A 16,626-nucleotide genomic window follows, 5' to 3' on the forward strand; every position below is an offset into this window, starting at 1 on the left:
GTTCAGCCGCCCCGGGGGGCGGCTTCACATCTGCACCATCCCCATTTAACAACCTCCATGGCAACGTGCGAACCACGTAGTCATGCAGACGGGAGTTGTGGATGAGTACCGAGAAGAAAGCCGATTTCTCCGGCGTCAGTGCCAGCGTCGACAGTACCGCCGAGCAGGTGCCGAAGGCGGACTTCTCCGGCGTCAGCGCTTCGGTGGACAGCACCGCCGAGGTTGTCAGCGGCGGCACCTACACCGTGCAGAAGGGAGATTCGCTGTCGAAGATCGCCAAGCAGCACCTGGGCGACGCCAATGCCTGGAAGAAGATCTTCGAAGCCAATCGCGATGTGCTCGACGACCCGGACAAGATCTTCCCGGGCCAGACCCTGAAGCTGCCGCCGAAGTAAGCCGGCGATCGAACGCCGTCCGACAATCCCCTGGGAGGAACCCCGAATGATCAAGACCACCCCGCTCCAGACCGCCCTGATCGCCGCCCTGCTGGGCAGCGTTGCCCTGGTCGGTTGCAAGAAGAAGGAAGAATCGACCGACAGCAACGCCGCACCGGCAGCAACCGCGCCGGCCGAACCTGCAGCGCCGGCGCCGATGACCGGCGCGCCGCCGCCGATGGCCGAAGCCGCTGCGGTCAGCGTCTCCACCGTTACCGTGGGCAAGACGGCCGCTGCCGACAAGTCGGTCGCACCGGCTGCACTGTTCGCACCGAAGGATGACGTCATCGTCTCGATCAAGACCGACGGCGCCGCCAACAATGTCAATGTCGGCGCCAAGCTGACCTACCAGGACGGCCAGGTGGCCGGCGAACAGACCGCGACCCTGAACGCCAGCGGCGCGGAAACCACCAACGTCACGTTCAAGAATGCAAAGGGCTGGCCGGCCGGCAAGTACCGCGCCGAGGTCATGGTCGATGGCAAGGCGGCCGGAACGCCGCAGGAGTTCGAGGTCAAGTAAGTCCTGCCGACTCTCTCCCGGCAGGACTCACGATGGACGCAGCCGCGAGGCTGCGTCCTTTTTTATTGGGCGATACTCGCTCGACATGGATCTTGGGTACCCTCAGCCGCATACGGACAGGTCGGGAGACAGGATGCTCAGCTGGATTGCACTCACCCTCGCAATCGCACCCGCTGATCTGTGGAGCTACAGCTGCGACCACTTTCTATACGGTGCCTGTCTTCGCGTGCCTACGGGCATGTCCGTGACCTATGAGGCACCTGTCGACTTCGGCCTGCACCGCGTCAGGCGAGATGGTCGGGAAGTCGCCTTGATCTACGAGGGCGATGCACCTGAGAAGCCTGCGTCCGGAAGCACGCCGGATATGCGCTTCACGGACAGCGGATATGCCGTGTCGGGGTACGCAAGCGCGGACGGAGGTTCCACCCGGTACGACGTCTACGTTCGACCCAGCGTGTCTGGCGCCGGTTCGCTGCACATCCGAGGTGCTGCAGCGACGGCAGATGAAGTCGCCAGCCTGGCCGCCGTCGTTGGAGGATTCCGCGTCTGCAGCTTCCGGCGAAGCAAACGCGCACAGACGTTGACCTGTCCGATGGGCGCCGAGTGGGGGCAGCGATTGTCGGAGTGGGTCGTGCGTGCCTCCACGAGCGAGAAGTCGAACTAGCCGACCAAGCCTCAGGTTCCAGGCGGGAAGCTAACCAGCCGCGCAACACAGTGGTGCAGTACCGCCGCGTATGGCGCGGCTTTGCCCCGCGCGGCTGAAAACGCGACAATGCAGGGGTTTCCCCACCGCGCGCCCACCCTGACGGCGGCAGGGAAAAGCGACACGGTTGCACGTGGCCCGGCGCTGGCGCCGGCCTTCCCCTGAGCACTGCTACAGAGTCCAAGTCCCCCATGTCCAAGATCCTCTACACGCTGACCGACGAAGCCCCGTTCCTGGCCACCCAGTCGCTGCTGCCGATCGTCGATGCCTACACCGCCACTGCCGGCATCGTGGTCGAAACCCGTGACATCTCGCTGTCCGGCCGCATCCTGTCGCAGTTCCCGGAACTGCTGTCGGATGCACAGAAGGTCAGTGACGACCTGGCCGAACTGGGCCAGCTGGCGACCACCCCGGACGCCAACATCATCAAGCTGCCGAACATTTCGGCGTCGGTGCCGCAGCTGAAGGCGGCCATCAAGGAACTGCAGGACCAGGGCTATCCGCTGCCGGACTACCCGGAAACCCCGGCCGACGACCAGCAGCGCGACTACAAGGCGCGCTATGACAAGGTCAAGGGCAGCGCAGTGAACCCGGTGCTGCGCGAAGGCAACTCCGACCGCCGCGCACCGCTGTCGGTGAAGAACTACGCGCGCAAGCATCCGCACCGCATGGGCGCCTGGGCCGCTGATTCGAAGTCGCACGTCGCGCACATGGCCGCCGGTGATTTCTACGGCAGCGAGAAGTCGGCCACCCTGGCCAACGCCGGTTCGCTGAAGATCACCTTCCACGGCAAGGACGGCAGCGCCGTCGTGCTGAAGGAAAAGACCGCGGTCAAGGCCGGCGAGATCGTCGATGCCGCGGTGATGAGCCGCAAGGCGCTGGCCGCGTTCATCGGCGAGCAGATCGCCGATGCCAAGGCCCAGGGCGTGCTGTTCTCGCTGCACCTGAAGGCGACCATGATGAAGGTCTCCGACCCGATCATGTTCGGCGTGGCGGTCAACGAGTTCTACAAGGACGTGCTGGCCAAGCACGCCGACGTGCTGAAGCAGGCCGGTTTCGATGCCAACAACGGCATCGGTGACCTGGCCGCGCGCCTGCCGTCGCTGCCCGAAGCCACCCGCGCCGCGATCGAAGCCGACCTGGCCGCCGAGTACGCACAGCGCCCGGGCGTGGCCATGGTCAACTCGGACAAGGGCATCACCAACCTGCACGTGCCGAGCGACGTGATCGTCGACGCCTCGATGCCGGCGATGATCCGCGACTCCGGCAAGATGTGGAACGCCGAAGGCAAGCTGCAGGACACCAAGGCGGTCATCCCGGACCGCTGCTACGCCGGCGTCTACCAGGCCGTCATCGACGACTGCAAGGCGCACGGCGCCTTCGACCCGGCCACCATGGGCTCGGTGCCGAACGTCGGCCTGATGGCGCAGAAGGCCGAAGAGTACGGCTCGCACGACAAGACCTTCCAGATCGCCGCCGATGGCGTGGTCAAGGTCACCGACGACGCCGGCAACGTGGTGTTCGAGCATGCCGTGGAAGCCGGTGACATCTGGCGCATGTGCCAGACCAAGGATGCGCCGATCCAGGACTGGGTGAAGCTGGCCGTCGAACGCGCCCGCCTGAGCAGCACCCCGGCCGTGTTCTGGCTGGACGCCGCCCGTGCCCACGACGCACAGGTCATCGCCAAGGTCGAAACCTATCTGAAGAACCACGACACCGCCGGCCTGGACATCCGCATCCTGCCGCCGGTGGAAGCCACCGCGTTCTCGCTGGACCGCATCCGCAAGGGTGAGGACACCATCTCGGTGACCGGCAACGTGCTGCGCGACTACCTGACCGACCTGTTCCCGATCATGGAGCTGGGCACCAGCGCCAAGATGCTGTCGATCGTGCCGCTGATGGCCGGTGGTGGCCTGTTCGAGACCGGCGCCGGTGGCTCGGCGCCGAAGCACGTGCAGCAGTTCGTCGAAGAGGACTACCTGCGCTGGGATTCGCTGGGTGAATTCCTGGCCCTGGCTGCGTCGCTGGAACACCTGGGCAACCGTTACGACAACGCTGCTGCCCGCGTGCTGGCCAAGGCCCTGGACGAGGCCAACGGCCAGTTCCTGGACAACGACAAGTCGCCGTCGCGCAAGCTGGGTGGCATCGACAATCGTGGCAGCCACTTCTACATCGCGCTGTACTGGGCCCAGGCCCTGGCCGCGCAGAATGAAGATGCCGCGCTGAAGGCACGCTTCGCCCCGCTGGCCAAGGCGCTGACCGACAACGAGCAGAAGATTGTCGACGAGCTGATCGCCGTGCAGGGCAAGGCCGTGGATATCGGCGGCTACTACCGCCCGGACGTGGCCAAGGCCAGCAAGGCGATGCGCCCGAGCGCGACCTTCAATGCCGCCCTGGAGCAGCTGCGCGGCTGATTCATCGCCGTCCCGTTGCGACCCCGGAACCCGCGCTTCGGCGCGGGTTTCTTTTTGCGCGGCCGGCCGCGTCCGACCTGCGGCCAGAACCGTGAAATCCGTCGGCTGTCGTAATGCCGTCAAGAGGGCATGAAACTTGCCCACGATGGTTGTCGCAGAAAGGAAAGGGCTGCGTTCGCGATCACTTCCAATCTGAGCAATCGATCACGACGGTCGCCGCAGGCGATGCCCTAGCCTTGGCGACGCGAGACCACCGGGGAGGTGGTCGCACGGGGAACACGGATGGCACGCGTGCTGGTAGTGGGAACCGACATCCAGGGCGAGCAGGCCCTGCTGCAACGGCTGCGCCTGGCCTCTGCACTGCCCGATGGGCAGGTGCGGCGCAGCCAGGACCTGGACGACTGCGACCTGCTGGTGATCCGAGATACCCCGGCGCTACGCAATGCGGCCCAGCGCATGCGCCAGCAACGCCCGCGACTGCAGTGCTGGATCGAGGACCTGGGAGGCCAGCTGCGTGATGGCGATGGCCATCAGGACGTACTGGATGACGGTGCCATCGGCCGCGCCTTGCGTGGCATGCAGGTGGCAGGGGAGTCCCTGGCCATGCACGCACCTGCTCCGATCCGCCTGGCCGATGGTGCGCACGCCATCACCCGACTGCTGCGCGAGCGGCTGCCGCTGCGCCAGGGCCAGGCCCTGTTGAGTGATGCGGGCGAGCCGTTGCTGCTGATGGATCTGGAGCACGATCAGGCGGTGGTGCTGCAGGAACCTTCCGCCGCACTGGTAGAGCGCCTGGCCGACGCCTTCGAGCGGCTGCAGCTGGATGCGCTGACACCGGCACGACTGCAGGCGTTGGCCGGCGACCGTGCACGCCAGCCACTGCGGCCGTTGCTGTGGCAGTGGGCACAGCGCAGCCGCCACTGGCAGGCGCTGGACGAACGCCTGCGCGGTGCATCGGTGAAGCTGCTGCGCTGGCCCGATTTCCGCGTGCTGGGCCACGATCACGATGGCTTCCGCCTGTGCTCGCTGCTGCTCAAGCGTGCCTGCACCGTGGACGAGTGCGCGATGCTGCTGGAACTGCCGGCAGCGGCGGTGCGCGACTTCATCCATGCCGCCTATCTGTGTGGCTATGCGCAGCTGCAGGCTCCACCGACGTCGTCGGTAGCGACGGCGCGCAGCGTGGGTGCCGATCATGGCCTGCTCGCCCGCCTGTGGCGGCACCTGCGCGGGAGCGAGCGCAATGCGTGAGCACAAGGTGGTGGTGCTGGGCGGGATGGGCAGTGGCAAGTCGACCCTGGTGCGCAGCATCGCGGCTGGCGCAGTGATCGATACGGATGTGGCCAACAGTGATCGCCTTGGCGCCGACAAGGCCTCCACCACCGTCGCGCTGGACTACGCCGACATCGACCTGCCCAACGGCGAACGACTGCGCCTGTACGGCACCCCGGGCCAGCAGCGCTTCGACTTCCTGTGGCCGATCCTGCTGCAGGGCGCGCGCGGTGCGGTGTTGCTGCTGGATGCGCGTCGCGCCGGCATGGCCGCCGAGCTGGAGGACTACCTGCAGGTGCTGCGGCCGTTCGCACCGGCGCTGGCGCTGGTGGTGGCGGTCACCCATCTCGACCAGGCACCCCATGCCGCGCTGGATGACTGGGCCACGCGCGCCTGCCTCGACGACCAGCCACTGCCGCTGCTGGCGGTCGATGCCCGCGACCGCGAACAGGGACTGCTGCTGATGGATGTGTTGATGGGCGAAATGGAAGCGCATGCACTGGTGGCCGCGCATGGCTGACGGGCAGGTGGCGGTCCTGCCCGATGCCGGACAGCGCGAGCGCCTGCAACCCCTGCTGCAGGACCTGCAGCAGCGTGTGGAAGGGGTGCGCACGGTCGTGCTGGCCAGCGTGGATGGTTTCGCGCTGGTCAGCGCCGGTGCCGACGGCCGCGGCGAACGGTTGGCGGCGATGACGAGCGCGATGCTGGCGCTGGCCGCGGCGGTGGGGCGCGAGCTGGTGCTGGGCGATCTGCAGACGCTGATGCTGGAAGCCGCGGGGGGCAAGGTGCTGATGCTGGCGATCCAGGCCGAAGGGCGCGCGCCGCTGCTGCTGATGGCAGCCTGCGACCAGCGCAGCGTGATCGGCCAGGTGCTGTGGCAGAGCAGGGAATGTGGCCAGGCGATCCTGGCCGAACTCAGCGGATCGTGAGCCCGGCCGCAGGGGAACAAGGGGCTCGAACCAACACTGACAAGGGGATACGACGTGGCTGGATTGACTGAATCGTTGAACGCACTGATGGGCATCGATGGCGCACAGGCGGTGGCGCTGGTCGATTATGAAAGCGGCATGCTGCTGGGCGAAGCCGGTGCCGGCATGGACATGGAAGTGGCCGCGGCCGGCAACACCGAAGTGATCCGCGCCAAGATGAAGACCGCCGCGTCGCTGAACCTCAACGACACCATCGAAGACATCCTGATCTCGCTGGGCAAGGCGTACCACATCATGCGTCCGGTGGCGAAGAAGAAGGGGCTGTTCTTCTACATCGTGCTGGACCGCACCAAGTCCAACCTGGCACTGGCGCGGCGCAAGGTGCAGGACGTGGAGGCCGAACTGGCGATCTGAGCCATTCGGCTCCTGTAGAGCCGAGCCATGCTCGGCTGCTTTCAGCCGAAGCAGCCGAGCACGTTCGGCGCTGCTTTCACTGCGGTGGAAGCAGCAGCGTGGTCACGAACGAAAGCGCTTTGCTGTCGCGCTTGGCGAAGTACGTGTGCGCCTTCTGGGGCAGCCAGACTTCGTTGAAATGGCGGCGGAAGTCCTCGTAGAACTCGTTGGGATACAGCTTGGCCTGCACCGTGCGGCCGTCCGGGTAGGTGTGGTCATACGTGGACAGTGCATCGGTGTTGACGCCGCGATGATCCCTCAGCCATTTGCAGAACAGGCGGCCTTCGGAGATGTCCGGCACCAGCGCCTGCGGGAGCGTATAGCCCGCCTGCTCGAGTGGCGCGATCAGGTTCAGGGTCAGCTCGTTGAGCATCGAAAAGTGGGTATAGGGCACCTTTGCGCGGTTCTGCATGTAGCGGTCGATGTGCGCTGGCATCACCGCGTTGGCACGACCCTGCTGCCATTCCACCACCCACTGCGAGACCTTCACTGAGAACTTGCGCGACAGCCACTGGCCGAGCTGGATGGCGAGGTACGGGTGGATCCAGGTGCCCTGCATCGCCGGGTTTCCACCGGAGACCACGTGGATCAGCTCATTCTCGGACAGCTTCGTCTGCGCCGTGAGCTCCTGCAGGAACTCCTCCGTCGATTTCAGCGCCCGGTAATCGGACCAGCGCTTGCCGACGGACTGGCAGAGGGCGGTGGCGCTGATGTAGCCGTCGCGGGCGCGCTGCGGGATTACGTTGCCTTCCTCCACGCGCGGAATAAAGGTCATTTGCTGCATGCGTCACCTCGTGCCGTTGTTGGGCCTGAAAGGGTAGGCAGCAGGGAGGCATCGGGTCTGTAGGAATCGTTGCGTTTGTCGCGGTGCGCAGCGGCGCTACACAAGCCACCCCATGCCAGCGTATGGTGAAGCCGGTCCTCTCCGATGAGCCCTGCATGTCCGAGCCTGACATCGCCGCCGAGCTGGCGTCGCGCATCGCGGGCGCCATCCGTGATGGTTTCGAGCAGTATCACGCCCGCTTCGCGGCGATCACCGCGCGTGCGCGGCAGCGCTTCGAGCAGCGCGACTGGGCCGGCGCCCGCCAGGATGCCGTCGAGCGCATCGCCCTGTACGACCTGTGCATCGCCGAGCAGATGGATGCGCTGCGTCGCCTCGCCGGTGAGGCGATCGGCGCGCGCGCGCTGTGGCTGCAGGTGCACGCGCGCTACAGCACCCTGCTGCAGGGGCTGATCGATGCCGAGCTGTACAAGACCTTCTACAACACCTTGTCGCGGCGCCTGTTCGCCACCCGTGGCGTGGACCCGGCGCTGGAGTTCATCGCCTTCGACGTTGAACCTTCCGATGCCATCACCCATCCGGTCGCACGGCATACCTACGCGGTCTCGCCCACGCGGCCGGTGGAGGCGCTGCAGCGGGTGCTGGCCGATTACCGCTTCGACATTCCCTATGCCCACCAATTGCGCTGCGCGGCGGCGATCGCAGTGCGCCTGCAGGACGATCTGGCCCATTGGGGTGATACGCCGGTACGCAGCATCGAGCTGCTCGACACCGTGTTCTATCGCGAGCGCCGCGCCTATCTGGTCGGCCGCGTGTTCGGCGAGCATCGCTTCTCGCCGTGCGTGATCGCTCTGATCAACGATGAGCGCGGGCTGCGCGCCGATGCCGTGCTGACCCGGCGCCGCGATGTCGCCCACCTGTTTGGCGTGTCGCGCAGCTACTTCCAGGCCGACCTTGCCACGGTGGGGGATGCGGTGGTGTTCCTGCGCAGCCTGCTGCCGGGCAAGCCAATCGATGAGATCTACACCGTGCTGGGCCGCGCCAAGCAGGGCAAGACCGAGCGCTACCGCACCTTCTTCCGCCACTTCAACGAGCATCCGCAGGAACGGTTGGTGCCTGCCGAAGGCACGCCGGGCATGGTCATGGCGGTGTTCACCCTGCCCAGCTATCCGTTGGTGTTCAAGCTGATCCGCGACCGCTTTGCCTGGCCCAAGGCAATGTCGCGGCAGCAGGTGGAAGAGAAGTACGCGCTGGTGTTCAACCTCGACCGTGTCGGCCGCCTGCTCGACGCACAGCCGTATCGTCATCTGCGCTTCCCGCGTGACCGCTTCGCGCCGGCGCTGCTGGACGAGCTGCTGCAGCAGTGCGCGCAGAGCGTTCGCGTCGATGGCGACCAGGTGGAAGTCGCGCTGTGCTATGTGCAGCGTCGCTTCCGCCCGCTGAATCTGTACCTGCGCGAGCAGGGTGGCGAGGCGGTGCGGGCGGCGGTGCTCGACTATGCGCAGGCCATCACCGACATGGCGCGCAACAACATTTTTCCCGGTGACATGCTGCCGAAGAACTTCGGTGTGTCGCGGCATGGGCGTGCCGTGTTCTACGACTATGACGAGCTGTGCCTGGTCAGCGACTGCGTGTTCCGCGCCTGGCCGCAACCGCGCAGCCCGGAAGAGGCAATGGCCGATGAGCCGTGGTTCCATGTAGGCCCGCGCGATGTCTTCCCTGAGCGCTTCGGCCCGTTCATGGGCCTGCCAGCCGGTGAACTGGCCGCGGTGCGCGAGCATTTCCGGCACCTGTTCGATCCGCAGTGGTGGCAGCAGCTGCAGGACAGGTTCGCGCGTGGTGACTACCCCGACACCCCGCCGTACGCGGGCGCCCATCGGCTGGCGTGAACGGGCTGCCGTGATGGCCGCGACTGGGGTACGCTCGGCACTCATCACCAAGGATCCGGCAATGATGCGTTCCCCCCTGTTTCTCGCCCTCGCGCTGGCCGTAGGCTGCGGCGCCCCCTTGCTGGCCGGCGATGCCAGTGCACAGACCGCACGCGCCGTGCGCGCCACGGCGGAAATGAGCATGGTGCTTTCCGGCCATGTCGAGATCACCGCCGATGGTTCGGTCAGCACGCTGGTACTGGACCAGAAGTCGATGCTGTCTCCGAGCATCGCGTCCTTCGTCGAGGGCACCATTGCAGGTTGGCGCTTCGAGCCGACGCTGCGTGATGGCAAGGCGGTGGCGACACGTGCCCCCATGCACGTGCGCCTGCGCGGCAAGCCGATGGCGGAGGGCGGCTACGAAGTCAGCATGACCAGCGTCAACTTCAGCGAATACGATCCGAAGGCGACCGACTCGGTGACCGACCGACGCATTACGCCGCCGCGTTACCCGGAAGAGGTGTTTCGGAACGGTGGCCAGGGCGAGGTGCTGTTGATGGTCAAGGTGGCCCGCGACGGTACGGTGGCCGATGTCGTTGCCGAGCAGGTCAACATGGCCGTGGTCGGGCCCGAGCAGACCCTGGCCAGGATGCGCGACAGCCTGGCCAAGGCCAGCGTCAGCAGCGCGCGCAAATGGACCTTCACCCCGCCGACCACCGGCGAGGACAGCACCCGGGACAGCTGGACGGTACGCGTGCCGGTGACCTTCGCCCTGAACAACGACCGCAATGCCGGGCCGGAGCGTCTGGGGCGCTGGCGTGTCTTCATTCCGGGGCCGCGGCACGCCGTGCCGTGGCGCAGGGCGGACCCGATCGAGCAGGCCGGCAGTGACCTGCTGCAGGAGGGCGGCGTCTACATGGTGGATGGCGCCAGGCGCGGCGTGCGCCTGCTGACTCCGCTGGAACAGGGCTGAGCAGGATGGCGGAGCTGGCCGGGTCGGCTCCGCCTCAGTCGGCGTAGGGGTAGACCACGACCCGGTTGCGGCCCTGTTCCTTGGCCATGTACAGCGCCTTGTCGGCCAGCCGCAGCGCCTGCTCGGCATCGACATGGAAGCTCGGGAAGTGGGCCACGCCCAGCGACACGGTGATGGTGCCCACCGGCTCGAACGGGTGGCCGGCGATACGCTGGCGCAGGCGTTCGCCGGCCTGGCGTGCCGGCTCGGCGTTGATGCCCGGCATCAGCAGCAGGAATTCCTCGCCGCCGGCGCGGCAGAGGATGTCGCTGTCGCGCGAATAGCGGCGCATCTGATCAGCGATATGGACGATGGCGGCATCGCCGACGTCGTGGCCGTGGGCATCGTTGATCGATTTGAAGCGATCGATGTCCAGCGCCAGGATCGCGAATGGGATGCCCTGCACCTGCAGCGCATCCAGTGCCTGCTGCAGGCCACGACGGTTGAGCAGGCCGGTCAGCGGGTCGGTGCGGCTGGCCCGGTTGAGCGTGCCGATCCGGTCCTGCAGTGCGTTGAAGCTGTGCAGCACCGCGTGTTTCAGCTGTGCGACCTCGAAGTACCAGGCACGGATGCCGCTGACATGGTTGATTGCATTGCCGGTATCCTCGCCGCCCTGTACGTTGCGCGCCAGCTGCCACAGCGGCATCGAAATGCGGCGGGCGAACCACCAGGTGACCAGCAGCGACAGCAGGCCGAGCGGAATCGCGTTCCAGATCACTGCGGTCATCAACCGCGACAGCGGTTGCAGGGTGGCCTCGGTCGGACGCTGGGCGATGATGCCCCAGCCGGTCGCCGGCACCGGTGCATACCCGGCCAGCATCGACATGCCCAGGTTGTTGCGCACCTGCTGGGCACCGCGCTCGCCACGCACCACCGCCTTCACCGCCGGATTGCCGACCACGTAGTCACCCACCCGCTTGCCATCGGCGTGATAGAGCAGGCGACCATGACGGTCGACCACGTACAGGTAGGACCCGTCGCGGTAGTAGTGCTTGCCCAGCAGCGTATGCAGTGCGCTGCGCTGGCGCAGGTACAGGGTCCCGCTGACGTAGCCGCGGTAATGGCCCTGGCGGTTGAAGATCGGGTGCGACAGCGACACCAGCAGCTTGCCGGTGGCCGATTGGTACGGATCGCTGATCATCGGCTGGCGTGCCGCCAGAGCCGCGTTGTTGCCGACGCTGTGCAGCACCTCACCCTGCAGCTGCAGGGTCTGCGGCGAAGTGGCGATCACCAGGCCATCGGCGTCCACCACCAGCGAGGAATTGAAGCTGTTGGTCTGCAGCTGCAGGCGGCTGGCCTCATCCTGCGCCCGCTGCGGATCCAGATCGTCCTGGCCGAGCCGGGTGGCCGCATAGGCCAGCTCCTGCTGTGCGGCCAGCAGGAAGTTCTGGGTGGTCTCGGCCAGCTTGGTGGCATAGACGCGATTGGCTTCCAGGGTATTGCCGACCAGCTGGTCGCGCTGCACCCGGTAGCTGGCCAGCAGGGTATTGGCCAGCGCGATGATGGCGCTGAGCAGGGCCAGGGCAAGGATCAGCTTGCCCAGGTTGAGGCGGGGCGAAATCAGGCGCATGCGGGGCAAACGAGGGCAGAGGGCGCTCGGCGCGGTCAGGTACCGGCGGAGGCGGGGCTGCATTATCGCCACAAAAGGGCCGGGCGCGGGTGAAGCACGCGCCGGCCACAGGGCTCACCGTTGCAGTCGCTGGCGCAGGATCTGCCGTATCTGCGCGGCGCGGTCGGCGTGCAGCGGGGCCAGCACGCCACGCGCATGCGCAGGAATATGTGCGCTGGTCGACGCATCGGCGTCGAACACGTAGTGATCGAACATCGCGCGCCAGTGCGCGCGCTGGGGTTCGGGCAGGTCGCGCACCGCCAGGATCGCCAGCATCAGTGCGTTCATCGGGGAATCCATCCAGGCCGGCACCGGGCGCCACCAGCTGTTGATCAGCACGTTGAACGCGTCCAGTCCTTCCATGTGGTGCCACCAGAGCGAAGGAATGAAGACGGCATCGCCAGGCGCCAGCTCTGCCACCTGCGCCTGTGCCAGCGCCTCGCGGAAGCGTGGGAAGCGCTCGAAATCCGGTGCGTCGAAGTCAACCAGGCTGATCGCCTGGCCGGCCGGGGTGAAATCCAGCGGGCCGACGTAAAGATTGCGCACCTGATCGGGGGCGAACAGGGTGACCCGGCGGCGCCCCGCCGCCACGCAGGCAAGATTGTCCGGCACATCCTGGTGGGCGGCGATGCGCGAGCGGTTGCCGATCCAGATGCTGGTCAGCGGGTCGGCCATGCCCAGCTGCAGCGGATTCGCTTCGGCCAGGCCGGGCAGGAAGCTGTCCAGCGTGGTCGAGGCGACGTAGATCGACGGCGGCGACGGGTCGCGTGCGTACTTCAGCAGCGTAGCCAGCACGACGTTCAGCGGCACCTGTTCGCGGCGGAAGTTGAAGCCGCTCATATCCTCGTTGTAGAACAACCGCCCCTGCGTTTCGGGCGCTGCGGTGGTCGCGGTCACCGGCATCCGGCCAGGATCGAAGCTGGCCAGATGGGCGACTGCAGCGGCATCGGAGGTGCGTGCGGCGGCCACCAGCGGCCAATGCGAGACCAGCCCGCGGATCACCTTCGGCGTGGTCCATCCCGGCAGCTGCTGGTGCAGTTGCGCTGGGTCCAGGCCATGTATTTCATCGATCGGGCGGGGAGGCGGCAGCATGCGCGGATGTCCGGTGGGGTGTGTGGAGCCGGGCCTGCGCCCGGCTCCACGATACCGTGGCCGGTCAGAACTTGTAGCGTACGCCGAACATGTAGCGTGGGCCGGTCTGGGTGGCGTAGCGCAGCATGTTGGTATGGCGCGAGTAGGTGCGCATGGTCTCGTCGGTGAGGTTGATCGCTTCCAGGCTCAGGGTCAGCTGTTCGCTCACCGCGTAGCTGATGTTCAGATCGAGCTGGCCGTAGGCGGCGGTGTAGTTCGGGTTGGGACCCTGGCCGCCGATGCCGTTGAGGAACTTGTCGCGCCAGTTGTACGCCGCACGGATCTGCCAGGCGTTCTTGTCATAGAAGGCGACAACGTTGGCCGAGTCGCTCAGGCCGATCATCGGGTACTGGTCACCCAGGCTCAGGTTGTTGAAGGTCAGCCCCGACTTCACCTTGGTGTAGTTGGCCGCGACGCCGAAGCCGGACTGGCCGAACAGGTGCTGTACCGCCACTTCCCAGCCATCGAGATGGTCCGAGTGCTGGTTGGCGGGCACGGTGACGTCGAAGCCGGCGATTGGATCACCCGGCAGGCCGGTGATGGTGCCGGTCTTCTGCCCCGCCGAATTGGTGCCGGTGTAGGTCACGCCCGGATCGCCGGCATGGTTGGTGAAGATGTAGTCGCGGATGCAGGGCATGTCGGTGGTGCCGCAGCCGGAAGCCAGTGCCTCGTTCCAGTACGCGCCGCCCACCGGGGTGTGCAGCGTGCCGGTGTTCTCGCGCACGATCGTGTCGCTGATGAAGTTCTTGATGTTCTTGCGGAAGAAGCCGACCGAGGCATAGCTGGCCTCGCCGTAGTACCACTCCAGCGACAGGTCGAAGTTGTCCGAGATCAGCGGCTCCAGCCCCGGGTTGCCACGACTGGCGGTGCCGCCCTGGGTGCGCACGATGTCGGCCAGCGACTGGCCGCTCTGGATCTGGGTCCAGCTGGGGCGGCCCAGCGTGCGGCTGTAGCTGCCGCGCAGCGCCAGCGATTCGCTCAGGTCCAGCTTCAGGTCGACGTTGGGCAGCATGTAGTCGTACTTGCCACGGCCACCGATGAAACTGCTGTCGGCCGCGTAGACGATGTTCAGCTCGTTGGCCGAGCCCCAGCTGATGCCGGTGGGTACGCGCACCATCGCGTTGGATTCCACTTCGGTGCGCTCGTAGCGCACGCCGGCGGCCACGTGCAGCGGCATCGACCAGTCGAAGCTGGTGCGGTACTGCAGGTAGGCGCTGCGGGTCTTCTCGGTGGTGCGGATATCCTCTGAGTACTGGCTGGGCGCGTAGTAGCAGCTGGGGCAGGCCGGATCGGAGGCGCTGCCGACCTGCGCAGCGCGATCGATCAGGCGGTCGAAGTCGAAGACCAGGAACTGGCCGGTCAGGCGCGGATCGCTGTGGCCGGAGAATGCCTTGAAGTACTTGGCCATGTTGTCCGCATACCAGATGTCATCGGCGTAGTCGGACGGTGTTCCCAGGCCACCCCAGGTATTGCGCTGCATGATCGCCGACGCCGAACGGTTCTCCACCTGGGCATGGCCAATGCCGAAGTCCAGCGCCGAATAGTCGGCAAAGCGGAACGTACCGCGACCCTGGTATTGCTGCACTTTCGACTTGTTGTAGCTGTTCTGGAACACCGAACCGGTCACCAGCGCATCGGACGCCTGCACGCCGCCGGGCGGCAGCGCGATGTTGATGATCGGCAGGTCGCCGCTGTAGTCCACCGTGGTCTTGCCGCGCACGAAGGCGGCCACGCCCAGCACGCCGGCCGAACCATACGGACTGTCCGGCTTCGATTCGGCGGTGGAGTTGTGGGCATCGAACGAGAGGTCCAGCGCGTCGTTCACTTCCCAGTCCACGTTGAAGCCCAGCGAGTGCATGCCGGTCTTGGTGGCCAGCTTGGCGCCGCCCATCGACACGTCCGAATTGGTCATGTCCTCGCTGTAGATGATCGGCGCGGCCACCGGCCCGTTGGTCCAGGTGCTGTCGCCCGGTCCGTAGTTGAACCACACGGACAGTTCACTGCGTTGCTGCTGCACCTTGTTCTCGACATAGGTGTAGTCCAGCGTGGTCGTCACGTTGTCGGCTGGCTTCCACTGGAACGTGGCCTGCGCATTGGTGCGCTGGCGCTGCACGCCGTTGACGTTGTAGGCAGTGTTCTGCGGGCGTGCGTACACATCGTTCGGCCCGGGCCGGTTGGTGATGCGATCGGCATAGCCCTGGCCCGGCTGCGGCAGCGCGCGCCAATCGGTGGTGTTGTTGCCGTACAGCGTTGCCCAGCCTTCGGCCACCGTGGCCTGGTTGAAGCCCGAATCGCGTTCCTGATGGCTGGCACTGAGGGTCACGCCGAAGCGGTCATCGGCGTAGCGCTGGCTGAAGATGCCCGACAGCTCGCCGGTGATGTTCGAACCCTGCAGCGTGCGCGGCAGGTTGTCGTTGGACGAATCATTGACCGCCTTCAGGCCCAGGCTGATCACCGGCTCCGATTCCAGCGGGCGCATCGTCCTGATGTTGATGGTGGCGCCGATGCCGCCCGCCGGGTTGTCGGCACGGCTGGTCTTGTACACCTCCACCGCCGAAACCGATTCGGAGGCCAGGTTGGCGAAGTCGAACGAGCGCGAGCCGTTCAGGCCGCCGCCACCGTTGCCAAGGTTGGAGGCGGGCATCTGGCGACCGTTCAACAACACCAGGTTGTAGTCCGGGCCGATGCCGCGCACGGTCACCTTGGAGCCTTCGCCGCTGGAGGTACGGTCGATCGACACGCCGCTGATGCGCTGCAGCGATTCGGCCAGGTTGGTATCCGGGAATTTGCCGATGTCCTCGGCGACGATGCCATCGACCACGCCCTGGCTGTCGCGCTTGAGGTTCATTGAAGACTGCAGGCTGCCGCGGATACCGGTGACCTGCACGGTATCCAGCGTGGCCGGATCGGCCGGGCCGGCGGCGGGTGCGTCCTGTGCCCAGGCCGGTGCAGCCAGCGCTGCCAGCAGCGCGGAAGTGAGCATCGTCTTGCGAGGTACTGCCCTGTACGTCTTCATGCAAGCTCCCTCCCCAGGGAATCCGGTGGTGTCGTTGCGTTGTTCTGATCGCGGTTACTGCACGTGGCCGGATTGGAGCGACGGTTGACAGCGTTGTCAACAAACTGCCATCAAGTGCGCCTGACCAGCGGCCGTGCAGGTCGGGATGTAACCGTTGCCAGGAAGCCGCTCGCATCGGCGAATTGCCTTTATTGAAGGCCCTTGCAGCGGTTTTTCAGGGATGACAGCGCTGCCAATCCGGATGCGGAAAAGCGTTGTGCGGTGCAGAACGAAACTGCGCGGATGACGGTGCGGGGGCGTGCCGGGGAGGCTGTGCGACGCGTTGACAGCGCTGGACAATGCAGTTGGCCTTCGCGTGCCCCGCATGACCGATGGATGGCTTGAAACACTGACCGGGAGGACAGGCTTTGGACACAGCAACGACCGTCAGCGGACAACACGTGCAGGGCAATACCCGCGCGTTGGCCGTGGTGACCGCGATCTTCTT

Annotated in this window: 13 protein-coding genes; 9 read left to right on the forward strand and 4 right to left on the reverse strand. The window is 66.2% G+C overall.

Features of this window, described 5'->3' with window-relative positions; genetic code table 11:
• The first annotated feature begins 101 nt into the window (after positions 1–101).
• The 7 genes from AC5P7U_RS04780 (at position 102) to AC5P7U_RS04810 (ending at position 6,683) form a co-directional block, all read left to right on the forward strand.
• Complete coding sequence (locus AC5P7U_RS04780) at positions 102–395, forward strand: LysM peptidoglycan-binding domain-containing protein (protein ID WP_006473550.1); 294 nt, start codon at positions 102–104, stop codon at positions 393–395.
• A 46-nt stretch (positions 396–441) separates the two neighbouring features.
• The gene (locus AC5P7U_RS04785; protein WP_006473548.1) at positions 442–954 is read left to right on the forward strand and encodes a hypothetical protein; all 513 of its coding nucleotides are present in this window, start codon (positions 442–444) and stop codon (positions 952–954) included.
• An 894-nt stretch (positions 955–1,848) separates the two neighbouring features.
• Positions 1,849–4,071, forward strand: coding sequence for an NADP-dependent isocitrate dehydrogenase (locus AC5P7U_RS04790; RefSeq protein WP_006473546.1), 2,223 nt, complete (start codon positions 1,849–1,851; stop codon positions 4,069–4,071).
• Between the two features lie 282 nt (positions 4,072–4,353).
• Positions 4,354–5,319, forward strand: a complete 966-nt coding sequence (locus AC5P7U_RS04795) for a hypothetical protein (protein WP_197563482.1) — start codon at positions 4,354–4,356, stop codon at positions 5,317–5,319.
• Complete coding sequence (locus AC5P7U_RS04800; protein WP_197563480.1) at positions 5,312–5,860, forward strand: GTP-binding protein; 549 nt, start codon at positions 5,312–5,314, stop codon at positions 5,858–5,860. The genes AC5P7U_RS04795 and AC5P7U_RS04800 overlap by 8 nt, the downstream gene beginning before the upstream one ends.
• The gene (locus tag AC5P7U_RS04805) at positions 5,853–6,269 is read left to right on the forward strand and encodes a roadblock/LC7 domain-containing protein (RefSeq protein WP_006473506.1); all 417 of its coding nucleotides are present in this window, start codon (positions 5,853–5,855) and stop codon (positions 6,267–6,269) included. Before AC5P7U_RS04800 ends, AC5P7U_RS04805 begins: the two co-directional genes overlap by 8 nt.
• A gap of 54 nt (positions 6,270–6,323) precedes the next feature.
• Positions 6,324–6,683 (forward strand): hypothetical protein, encoded by a 360-nt coding sequence (locus AC5P7U_RS04810; RefSeq protein ID WP_006473505.1) that lies wholly within the window; start codon positions 6,324–6,326, stop codon positions 6,681–6,683.
• A gap of 76 nt (positions 6,684–6,759) precedes the next feature.
• Here AC5P7U_RS04810 and AC5P7U_RS04815 read toward each other — a convergent pair whose 3' ends face one another.
• Positions 6,760–7,506, reverse strand: a complete 747-nt coding sequence (locus tag AC5P7U_RS04815) for a KilA-N domain-containing protein (protein ID WP_049456693.1) — start codon at positions 7,504–7,506, stop codon at positions 6,760–6,762.
• Positions 7,507–7,661: 155 nt separating this feature from the next.
• On the opposite strand from AC5P7U_RS04815, the gene aceK reads away from it, so the two are divergent.
• Positions 7,662–9,392, forward strand: a complete 1,731-nt coding sequence (gene aceK, locus AC5P7U_RS04820) for a bifunctional isocitrate dehydrogenase kinase/phosphatase (protein WP_197563478.1) — start codon at positions 7,662–7,664, stop codon at positions 9,390–9,392.
• Positions 9,393–9,453: 61 nt separating this feature from the next.
• Positions 9,454–10,344: an energy transducer TonB gene (locus AC5P7U_RS04825; RefSeq protein WP_197563476.1), complete on the forward strand. Its 891-nt coding sequence runs from the start codon at positions 9,454–9,456 to the stop codon at positions 10,342–10,344.
• Positions 10,345–10,378: 34 nt separating this feature from the next.
• Here the strand turns inward: AC5P7U_RS04825 and AC5P7U_RS04830 are convergent, their stop codons facing one another.
• The 3 genes from AC5P7U_RS04830 to AC5P7U_RS04840 all read right to left on the reverse strand — a co-directional run bounded on the left by AC5P7U_RS04830 (position 10,379) and on the right by AC5P7U_RS04840 (position 16,139).
• Entirely contained in the window at positions 10,379–11,953 is a 1,575-nt protein-coding gene (locus AC5P7U_RS04830) for a sensor domain-containing diguanylate cyclase (protein WP_197563474.1), read from the reverse strand.
• A gap of 114 nt (positions 11,954–12,067) precedes the next feature.
• Positions 12,068–13,084 carry a cupin-like domain-containing protein gene (locus AC5P7U_RS04835; RefSeq protein ID WP_197563472.1) on the reverse strand — a complete coding sequence of 339 codons (1,017 nt, stop codon included), beginning with the start codon at positions 13,082–13,084 and terminating at the stop codon, positions 12,068–12,070.
• Between the two features lie 64 nt (positions 13,085–13,148).
• Positions 13,149–16,139: a TonB-dependent receptor gene (locus AC5P7U_RS04840; RefSeq protein ID WP_006473486.1), complete on the reverse strand. Its 2,991-nt coding sequence runs from the start codon at positions 16,137–16,139 to the stop codon at positions 13,149–13,151.
• Positions 16,140–16,626 lie beyond the last annotated feature (487 nt).

This window comes from Stenotrophomonas sp. YJH_SMC_57, from assembly GCF_059369755.1.

What these genes read in the sequence shown, in the direction of transcription:
- AC5P7U_RS04800 (WP_197563480.1), top strand. Translation starts at nt 5,312, where the DNA reads ATGCGTGAGCACAAGGTGGTGGTGCTGGGCGGGATGGGCAGTGGCAAG.
- AC5P7U_RS04805 (WP_006473506.1), top strand. Translation starts at nt 5,853, where the DNA reads ATGGCTGACGGGCAGGTGGCGGTCCTGCCCGATGCCGGACAGCGCGAG.
- AC5P7U_RS04780 (WP_006473550.1), top strand. Translation starts at nt 102, where the DNA reads ATGAGTACCGAGAAGAAAGCCGATTTCTCCGGCGTCAGTGCCAGCGTC.
- AC5P7U_RS04835 (WP_197563472.1), bottom strand. Translation starts at nt 13,084, where the DNA reads ATGCTGCCGCCTCCCCGCCCGATCGATGAAATACATGGCCTGGACCCA.
- AC5P7U_RS04790 (WP_006473546.1), top strand. Translation starts at nt 1,849, where the DNA reads ATGTCCAAGATCCTCTACACGCTGACCGACGAAGCCCCGTTCCTGGCC.
- AC5P7U_RS04840 (WP_006473486.1), bottom strand. Translation starts at nt 16,139, where the DNA reads ATGAAGACGTACAGGGCAGTACCTCGCAAGACGATGCTCACTTCCGCG.
- AC5P7U_RS04825 (WP_197563476.1), top strand. Translation starts at nt 9,454, where the DNA reads ATGATGCGTTCCCCCCTGTTTCTCGCCCTCGCGCTGGCCGTAGGCTGC.
- AC5P7U_RS04830 (WP_197563474.1), bottom strand. Translation starts at nt 11,953, where the DNA reads ATGCGCCTGATTTCGCCCCGCCTCAACCTGGGCAAGCTGATCCTTGCC.
- aceK (WP_197563478.1), top strand. Translation starts at nt 7,662, where the DNA reads ATGTCCGAGCCTGACATCGCCGCCGAGCTGGCGTCGCGCATCGCGGGC.
- AC5P7U_RS04795 (WP_197563482.1), top strand. Translation starts at nt 4,354, where the DNA reads ATGGCACGCGTGCTGGTAGTGGGAACCGACATCCAGGGCGAGCAGGCC.
- AC5P7U_RS04785 (WP_006473548.1), top strand. Translation starts at nt 442, where the DNA reads ATGATCAAGACCACCCCGCTCCAGACCGCCCTGATCGCCGCCCTGCTG.
- AC5P7U_RS04815 (WP_049456693.1), bottom strand. Translation starts at nt 7,506, where the DNA reads ATGCAGCAAATGACCTTTATTCCGCGCGTGGAGGAAGGCAACGTAATC.